Source organism: Arenimonas malthae CC-JY-1 (assembly GCF_000747075.1).
Taxonomy (GTDB): Bacteria; Pseudomonadota; Gammaproteobacteria; order Xanthomonadales; family Xanthomonadaceae; genus Arenimonas; species Arenimonas malthae.
On record NZ_AVCH01000149.1, the window covers coordinates 24926 to 32753 of the forward strand.

Genomic DNA, 7828 nt, shown 5'->3' on the forward strand with positions numbered 1-7828 from the left:
GCGCCATGCTACGACCGGGCCGGCCGCGCCTCAATCGGCCTTTTCCGGCAGCGCCGCCATGATTCGCCGCGCGAGTTCGAGCGAACGCGGCGCGGCGAGGCCGCCGAAGCGATCGTCGAGTTGGGTCAGCGCATTCCGGGCGCCGGCCGCGTCGCCGCGCGCGAGTTGGCCTTCCACGGCGTCGAGCGCCTGCGCGACTTCGGCGTCGAGCATGCCGGCGCAGGCGTCGTGCCCTTCGGCCGGCACGGGCGCCTCCAGCTGGTCCAGGGCCTTGGCGAAGGCGCGGCCGTCCGGCACCCAGTGGTCCAGCCGCGGCGGCCCGAAGCCGCGCACGCCGGCGAAACAGAGCGATTCCAACCTCGCGCGCGCCTCCGCGTCGTTGCGGCGGTTCGGCAGGTCCAGGCTGCCGCTCACCAGCACGAAGCGGCTGCGCTGGCGGGCCAGGTCGAGCAGGTCGCGCGGCGGCGGGGGCAGCAGGTTTTCGCCCACCACCACGCTGCCGGCGAACTGCAGGCTGCCGCGGAACACGTCCGGCCAGGCGATGGCGATGCGCTGCGCCAGCCGCGCGCCGCCGGAAAAACCGCCGACGTAGACGCGCTCGGGATCGATGGCCAGGTTCGCACTGGCATGGTGGTGCGCGTGCAGCGCCAGCGGGATGCGGCGGCCGATGACGTCGGCGTCGTTGCCGGCCTTCCTGGGCATGGCGACGACGAGGCCGCGTTTTTCCAGCGCCGCGTGCCAGTCGCGCGGCAGCGGGAAGTCGTCGGCGGGCGGGATGAAGACCAGCAGGCCGTAGCCGCCGGGCGGCGCTTTCGCGGGCACGTACAGGTCCACGGCATCGACGCCGGGGACGAAGTCCTCGGGCGCCAGCCGGCGGCCGGACGCCTGCAGGAAACGATGGATGTCCGCGGCCGACAGCGGGCTGAGCAGGCGCCGCGAGAATTCCTCGCCGCGCACCAGCGGCGAGGGCTCGCGCAGCACCTGCGGTGCCACCGGCGACGAGGCGGCGGCGGGAGCCGCCAGCGTGGCCGAAATGACGAGCAGGGCGAGCCAGGGATGCATCGCCCCAGCCTGCGGTCGCCCTGCCCCGGACCGCAAGCGACGTTGGTCATGCCCCAACGCAAACGGCCGCCCGGAGGCGGCCGTCTGGCGATGCTTGGCAGCGCGGATTACTCGGCCGAACGGGCGGCCAGGTCTTCCTTGATGCGCGCCTTCTTGCCTTCCAGGCCACGCAGGTAATACAGCTTGCCCTGGCGGACCTTGCCGCGGCGCTTCACGGTGACCGAGTCGATGATGGCGCTGTGGGTCTGGAACACGCGCTCGACGCCGAAGCCGTGCGAGATCTTGCGCACGGTGAAGGCCGAGTTCAGGCCGGCGTTCTTGATCGCGATGACCACGCCTTCGTAGGCCTGCACGCGCTCGCGGTTGCCTTCCTTGACCTTGACGTTGACGACGACGGTGTCGCCCTGCGAGAACTTCGGCAGCTCGCGCTTGATCTGCTCGGCCTCGAACTGCTGCAGCAGCTTGTTGATGCTCATGATGCTTACGCCTCTGATGGTTGTTTTAGTGCGTGCCAGAGGCCCGGGAACCGTGCTTGGCTGATCGTGGAGCCGCGCAGTATAGCCGCGCAAGCCCTTGAAAGGGAAGCGGTTCAGGCCACCGGTGGGTGCGCCGCCCGCCACTGGGCGATGAACTCGGCCAGCAGGGCCCGGTCGGCCTTGCCCAGGCTGGCCCGGGCCAGCAGGTCGGGCCGGCGCAGCCAGGTGCGGCCCAGGGACTGCTGCCGGCGCCAGCGGGCGATGGCGGCGTGGTCGCCCGACAGCAGCACCGGGGGCACCCCTTCCGTGCCGGCGGCCTCGGAACGGGTGTAGTGCGGGCAATCGAGCAGGCCGTCCTCGAAGCTGTCCTGGGCGGCGGAATCGGCGTGGTTGAGCGCACCCTCCTGCAGCCGCCCCACCGCGTCCACCAGCACGGCCGCGGCCAGCTCACCACCCGAGAGCACGTAGTCGCCGATGGAAAGTTCCTCGTCCACCTCGCGCTCGATGAAGCGCTCGTCCAGGCCCTCGTAGCGGCCGCACAGCAGCACCAGGCGAGGCAGCGCGGCCAGTTCGCGCACCTTGGCCTGGGTCAGGCGCGGGCCCTGCGGGCTGAGGTAGATGACGCGGGCCGGGGCCGGGTCGGCGGCCTTCGCCGCAGCCAGGCAGGCCCCCAGGGGTTCGGCCAGCATCAGCATGCCGGGGCCGCCGCCGAAGGGGCGCTGGTCCACCCGGCGGTAGTTGTCGGTGGCGTAGTCGCGCGGGTTCCAGCCGTGCACGGCCAGCAGCCCGCGTTCCTGCGCGCGGCCGACCACGCCCAGCGCGGCGCTGTCGCGGATGAAGTCGGGGAACAGGGTGACGACGTCGATGCGCATGGCGGCGCGGACCAGGCTCAGAAATCCGGGTCCCAGTCGACCACGACCTTGCCGGCGTCGAAATCGACCGAGGTGATGTACTGGCCCACGATGAAGGGAACCAGCCGCTCGCGCTCGCCGGAAACGACCATGACGTCGTTGGCGCCGGTTTCGAACAGGTGCGACACGGTGCCCAAGGCGACGCCCTCGGTCGTTTCCACCTTCAGGCCTTCCAGGTCCACCCAGTAGTACTCGCCCGGCGCCGGGGGCGGCAGGCGGTCGCGCGGCACCCAGATCTCGGTGCCGTTCATGGCTTCGGCCAGTTCACGGGTGTCGACGCCTGGGAAGGTGGCGATGACCGCCTTGCCGGTGTCGCGACCACGCACGCCCGTGACCTCGCGCTCGGCGTCGCCGGAGCGGAGGATCCAGGGTTGGTAGCGGAACAGGGCGTCGCGGGGCTCGGTCCAGGAAAGGAGCTTGAGCTCGCCCCGGACGCCGAAGGCGCCGGCGACCCTGCCCAGCAGGATGCGGCGCCCGGTATTCATGCCAGCTGGCCTCGCGCGGGGCGAGGCCGGGACCTCAGGCCGCGGCCTTGGCCGAGACTTCCTTCACCAGCGCGCTGACCTTCTCGGTCAGCTGGGCGCCGTGGGAAACCCAGTGCTTGACGCGCTCGGTGTCGAGCTCGACGCGCTTTTCGTTGCCCTGGGCAACCGGGTTGTAATAACCCACGCGCTCGATGGAACGGCCGTCGCGCTTGTTGCGCTGGTCGGTCACGACGATGTGGTAGAAGGGGCGCTTCTTGGCGCCGCCGCGGGTCAGACGGATCTTGACCATGTCGGTTTGCTCTGCAGTTCTTGGACGGTGATCCGGACAGCAAAGCCGGCCGGGGAATCGCGAATTCTAACCCTTTGTCGCCCCGAAGGAAACCCCGGCGCGACCCGGGCCGGCCCCGGGCCCGGCCTCAGCGGCCCGGGAAGCGGCCGGGGAAACCGCCGCCCATCATGCCCTTCATGCCCCGCAGCAGGCCCTTCATGCCGCCCTGGGACAGCTTGGACATCATCTTTTCCATCTGCTGGTACTGCTTGAGCACCTTGTTCACGTCGGCCGGGGTGGTGCCCGAGCCGCGGGCCACGCGGGCCCGGCGCGAGCCGTTCAGGAGGCCCGGGTTGCGGCGCTCCTTCTTCGTCATGGAGTTGATGATGGCCACCATGCGCGGCACTTCCTTGCCGGTGACCTGGTTCTTCACGTGCTCGGGCACCTGGCCCATGCCCGGCAGCTTGTCCATGAGGCCGTGCAGGCCGCCCATGTTCTGCATCTGCTCGAGCTGGTCGCGCATGTCGTTGAGGTCGAACTTCTTGCCCTTGGCGACCTTCTCGGCCAGCTTGGCGGCCTTGTCCTTGTCCACCTGCTGCTCGACCTGCTCGACCAGGCTGAGCACGTCGCCCATGTCCAGGATGCGGCTGGCGGCGCGTTCGGGGTGGAACACGTCCAGGCCGTCGGGCTTTTCGCCCACGCCCACGAACTTGATCGGCTTGCCGGTGATGTAGCGCACGCTCAGCGCGGCGCCGCCGCGGGCGTCGCCGTCGGTCTTGGTGAGCACCACGCCGGTCAGCGGCAGCGCCTCGGCGAAGGCCTTGGCGGTGTTGGCGGCGTCCTGGCCGGTCATGGCGTCGACCACGAACAGGGTCTCGACCGGGTTCACGGCGGCGTGCAGGGCCTTGATCTCGGCCATCATCGCGTCGTCGATGGCCAGGCGGCCGGCGGTGTCCACCAGCAGCACGTCCACGAAGGACTTGCGGGCGTCGTCGATGGCGGCGCGGACGATGGCCTCGGGCTTCTGGTCGGCGCTGGACGGGAAGAAAAGCACGTCCACCTGCTGGGCCAGCGTGCGCAGCTGCTCGATCGCGGCCGGGCGGTAGACGTCGGCCGACACCACCATCACCTTCTTCTTTTTCTTTTCCTTCAGGTGCTTGGCGAGCTTGCCCACGGTGGTGGTCTTGCCCGCGCCCTGCAGGCCGGCCATCAGGATCACGGCCGGCGCCGGCACGTTGAGGTTGAGCTCGCTGGCGGCCGAGCCCATGACCGCGGCCATTTCGTCGCGCACCACCTTGATCAGGGCCTGGCCCGGGGTGAGGCTGGTCAGCACTTCCTGGCCGACCGCGCGCGCCTTGATGCGCTCGACCAGGGCCGAGACCACCGGCAGCGCCACGTCGGCCTCGAGCAGGGCGATGCGCACCTCGCGGGTGGCCTCGCGGATGTTTTCCTCGGTCAGGCGGCCGCGGCCGCGCAGGCGCTGGAGGGTGCCGGAAAGGCGCTGGGTCAGCGACTCGAACATGGGATCGGGGTCTTGCCTGGTGGGTCGCGAAGTATAACGCGGGCGGCCCGGCCACCTTCGCCGGCGGCGGTTCTCGGCCCCGGGAGGCTGTGCGAAACTGCCCGGATGCCCGCCCTCGTCCTCAGCCTGCTCGCCGTCACCCTGTACGCCCTCGCCAGCCACCAGCTGGCCGGCCACGCGCAGGGCCCGAACCCGCCGCCGCGCCGCTGGCTGGGCCTGGCGGTACCGGCGCTGCTGATGCATGCCGGCGTGCACCTGCTGGCCTGGCGCCTGCTCGGCGGCCCGGACCTGCACTTCTTCGCGGCGCTGTCGCTGGTGGGCCTGGGCATGGCCGCGTTGACCACGGCCCTGGGCCCGGCCCAGCGCATCGAGGCGCTGGGCATCATCGTGTTCCCGCTGGCCTCGCTGGTGCTGCTGGCCTACGCCTTCCTCGGCGGCAGCCCGGCACGCGAAGGACTTGGCTGGCCGCTGCAGCTGCACGCGCTGCTGGCCCTGCTGGCCTACGCCACGCTGGCGGTGGCCACCCTGCTGGCGCTGATGCTGTGGTTCCAGGACCGCGCCCTGCGCCAGCGCCACCTCGGCGGCGCGCTGCGCCTGCTGCCGCCGCTGACGCAAATGGAAACGCTGCTGTTCCGCAGCCTGGGCGCCGGCTTCGTGCTGCTGAGCCTGACCCTGCTGACCGGCGTGCTGTTCGTGGACAACCTGTTCGCCCAAGGGCTGGCGCACAAGACCGTGCTGTCGATCCTGTCCTGGGTGGTGCTGGCGCTGCTGCTGTTCGGCCGCTGGCGCTGGGGCTGGCGCGGCCCGCGGGCGGCCAAGCTCACCCTGACCGCGATGGCCCTGCTGTTGCTGGCCTTCTTCGGCAGCAAGTTCGTGTACGAACTGGTGCTGCACCGCGCCTGATCATTCGGCGGCGGCTTCGAGGGCCTCGGAGAGGCGCTCGACGGCGATGACTTCCAGGTCCTTGTAGGCGCCCTTCTTCGGCGCGTTGGCGCGCGGCACGATGGCGCGCCTGAAACCGTGCGTGGCGGCTTCCTTCAGGCGCTCCTCGCCGTTGGGCACGGGGCGGATCTCGCCGCTCAGGCCCACTTCGCCGAAGGCGATGGTTTTTTCGGCCAGCGGGCGGTCGCGCAGCGAACTGAGCACCGCCAGCAGCACCGGCAAATCGGCCGCAGTTTCCTGCACGCGGATGCCGCCGACCACGTTCACGAACACGTCCTGGTCGAACACGCCGACGCCACCGTGCCGGTGCAGCACCGCCAGCAGCATGGCCAGGCGGTTCTGTTCCAGGCCCAGGGCGACGCGGCGCGGGTTGGCCAGCGGGGATTGGTCGACCAACGCCTGCACTTCCACCAGCAGCGGCCGCGTGCCTTCGCGCGTGACCATCACCGCGCTGCCCGGCTGCGCCGTGCTCGAGCCCGACAGGAAGATGGCCGACGGGTTCGGCACTTCGCGCAGGCCCTTGTCGCCCATGGCGAACACGCCCAGCTCGTTCACCGCGCCGAAGCGGTTCTTGAAGGCGCGCAGCACGCGGAAGCGGCTGCCGGCCTCGCCCTCGAAATACAGCACCGCGTCGACCATGTGCTCGAGCACGCGCGGGCCGGCGATGCCGCCTTCCTTGGTGACGTGGCCGACCAGGAACACCGAGGTGCCGGTTTCCTTGGCGAAGCGCACCAGCCTGGCGGCGCTTTCGCGCACCTGGCTGACCGAGCCGGGCGCGGCGGTGAGCAGTTCGCTCCAGAGCGTCTGGATGGAATCGGCCACCAGCAGGCGCGGCGACGGTTTCGCCGACGACGCCTGGGCCAGGATCTTCTCGACGCAGGTTTCGGCCAGGGCGTGCAGGTTGTCGAGCGGCAGGCCCAGGCGCTGGGCGCGGCCGGCCACCTGGGCCAGGCTTTCCTCGCCGGTGACGTACAGCGCCGGCACCCGCGCCGACATCAGCGCCAGCGCCTGCAGCAGCAGGGTGGACTTGCCGATGCCCGGGTCGCCGCCGACCAGCACCACCGAGCCTTCCACCAGGCCGCCGCCGAGCACGCGGTCGAGTTCGCCGATGGTGGTGGAAACCCGCACCTCGGCTTCCTGGCTGACGTCCCGGAGCGCGGTGACGCCGGCGGCTTCCGGCCGCCCGGCCCAGCCGCCGTGGCGGGCCGCCGGGGCGGCGCCCTTGCCGGTGCTGGCGGGTTCGATGACGAACTCGCTCATCGTGTTCCAGGCCCCGCATTCGCCGCACTGGCCCTGCCACTTGCTGGAGGAGGCGCCGCATTCGCTGCAGACGTAGGCGGTCTTGGCCTTGGCCATGGGAAGCACTCTCGGAGGGGACGGGAACTGTAGCCGGATGGCGTCTCAACCCGTGAGCCAGGGGCCCGGCAGGCTGTGCCCCACGCCCGGCGACGGGGGACTGGCCGGGACAATGGATACCACATATATTTGTGCCATGGATGCCCTCACCGACCGCCAGCAGGCCATCCTCGACTTCATCACCGCCCAGGTCGCCCGCGACGGCCTGCCGCCCACCCTGGCCGAAATCGCCCGGGAATTCGGCTTCCGGCAGGCGCGTTCGGCCCAGGCCCACCTGCAGGCGCTGGAGGCCAAGGGCGCGCTCACCCTGCTGCCCGGCAAGTCGCGCGGCATCCGCCTGGCCACCCTGCCCGCGCCGGCGCATTCGCTGTCGCTGCCGGTGCTGGGCAAGGTGGCGGCGGGCGAACCCATCGGCGACGCCGAGTTCGAAGGCCACCTGCTGCTCGACCGCGCGCTGTTCTTCCCGCGCCCCGACTACCTGCTGCGGGTGAAGGGCGACTCCATGCGCGACGACGGCATCTTCAGCGGCGACCTGATCGCCGTGCACCGCACGCCCGAGGCCGGCGACAACCAGATCGTGGTGGCGCGCCTGGACGGCGAACTCACGGTCAAGCGCCTGCGCCGGCGCAAGGACCGCATCACCCTGCTGCCGCGCAACCCCGACCACGCGCCCATCGAAGTGCCGCCCGGCGCGGTGTTCGCCATCGAGGGCGTGTACTGCGGCCTGGTGCGCCGGGGCTGACATGGGCGCCGTGCTTTCCCTCGACACCCTGCTGGCCGGCCGCCGGCTCTGGCGCGGCCAGCCC

General features: G+C 71.1%; 9 protein-coding genes. 2 read left to right on the plus strand and 7 right to left on the minus strand.

From position 1 onward, the window contains the following. Positions 1 to 30: 30 nt before the first annotated feature. The 6 genes from N790_RS06850 to ffh form a co-directional block, all read right to left on the minus strand. Positions 31 to 1062, minus strand: coding sequence for an alpha/beta hydrolase (locus tag N790_RS06850; protein ID WP_043802431.1), 1032 nt, complete (start codon positions 1060 to 1062; stop codon positions 31 to 33). Between the two features lie 107 nt (positions 1063 to 1169). Next, the gene (rplS, locus tag N790_RS06855) at positions 1170 to 1538 is read right to left on the minus strand and encodes a 50S ribosomal protein L19 (protein ID WP_043802433.1); all 369 of its coding nucleotides are present in this window, start codon (positions 1536 to 1538) and stop codon (positions 1170 to 1172) included. 113 nt (positions 1539 to 1651) lie between these two features. Beyond that, positions 1652 to 2410, minus strand: coding sequence for a tRNA (guanosine(37)-N1)-methyltransferase TrmD (gene trmD / locus N790_RS06860; RefSeq protein ID WP_043802436.1), 759 nt, complete (start codon positions 2408 to 2410; stop codon positions 1652 to 1654). A 17-nt stretch (positions 2411 to 2427) separates the two neighbouring features. Then, complete coding sequence (rimM, locus tag N790_RS06865; RefSeq protein WP_043802437.1) at positions 2428 to 2934, minus strand: ribosome maturation factor RimM; 507 nt, start codon at positions 2932 to 2934, stop codon at positions 2428 to 2430. 34 nt (positions 2935 to 2968) lie between these two features. Next, positions 2969 to 3223: a 30S ribosomal protein S16 gene (gene rpsP / locus N790_RS06870; RefSeq protein ID WP_043802440.1), complete on the minus strand. Its 255-nt coding sequence runs from the start codon at positions 3221 to 3223 to the stop codon at positions 2969 to 2971. A gap of 127 nt (positions 3224 to 3350) precedes the next feature. Continuing rightward, on the minus strand, positions 3351 to 4724 hold the full coding sequence (gene ffh, locus N790_RS06875; RefSeq protein WP_043802441.1) for a signal recognition particle protein: 1374 nt from the start codon (positions 4722 to 4724) through the stop codon (positions 3351 to 3353). Between the two features lie 105 nt (positions 4725 to 4829). Between ffh and N790_RS06880 the strand changes: the two genes are divergently transcribed. Beyond that, on the plus strand, positions 4830 to 5627 hold the full coding sequence (locus N790_RS06880) for a cytochrome C assembly family protein (protein WP_043802444.1): 798 nt from the start codon (positions 4830 to 4832) through the stop codon (positions 5625 to 5627). On the opposite strand, the gene radA is transcribed toward N790_RS06880, so the two are convergent. After that, positions 5628 to 7022 (minus strand): DNA repair protein RadA, encoded by a 1395-nt coding sequence (gene radA / locus N790_RS06885; protein WP_043802447.1) that lies wholly within the window; start codon positions 7020 to 7022, stop codon positions 5628 to 5630. Between the two features lie 136 nt (positions 7023 to 7158). On the opposite strand from radA, the gene lexA reads away from it, so the two are divergent. Further along, positions 7159 to 7764 carry a transcriptional repressor LexA gene (gene lexA / locus N790_RS06890; protein WP_043802449.1) on the plus strand — a complete coding sequence of 202 codons (606 nt, stop codon included), beginning with the start codon at positions 7159 to 7161 and terminating at the stop codon, positions 7762 to 7764. Positions 7765 to 7828 lie beyond the last annotated feature (64 nt).

What these genes read in the sequence shown, in the direction of transcription:
- N790_RS06850 (WP_043802431.1), bottom strand. Translation starts at nt 1,062, where the DNA reads ATGCATCCCTGGCTCGCCCTGCTCGTCATTTCGGCCACGCTGGCGGCT.
- rplS (WP_043802433.1), bottom strand. Translation starts at nt 1,538, where the DNA reads ATGAGCATCAACAAGCTGCTGCAGCAGTTCGAGGCCGAGCAGATCAAG.
- trmD (WP_043802436.1), bottom strand. Translation starts at nt 2,410, where the DNA reads ATGCGCATCGACGTCGTCACCCTGTTCCCCGACTTCATCCGCGACAGC.
- rimM (WP_043802437.1), bottom strand. Translation starts at nt 2,934, where the DNA reads ATGAATACCGGGCGCCGCATCCTGCTGGGCAGGGTCGCCGGCGCCTTC.
- rpsP (WP_043802440.1), bottom strand. Translation starts at nt 3,223, where the DNA reads ATGGTCAAGATCCGTCTGACCCGCGGCGGCGCCAAGAAGCGCCCCTTC.
- ffh (WP_043802441.1), bottom strand. Translation starts at nt 4,724, where the DNA reads ATGTTCGAGTCGCTGACCCAGCGCCTTTCCGGCACCCTCCAGCGCCTG.
- N790_RS06880 (WP_043802444.1), top strand. Translation starts at nt 4,830, where the DNA reads ATGCCCGCCCTCGTCCTCAGCCTGCTCGCCGTCACCCTGTACGCCCTC.
- radA (WP_043802447.1), bottom strand. Translation starts at nt 7,022, where the DNA reads ATGGCCAAGGCCAAGACCGCCTACGTCTGCAGCGAATGCGGCGCCTCC.
- lexA (WP_043802449.1), top strand. Translation starts at nt 7,159, where the DNA reads ATGGATGCCCTCACCGACCGCCAGCAGGCCATCCTCGACTTCATCACC.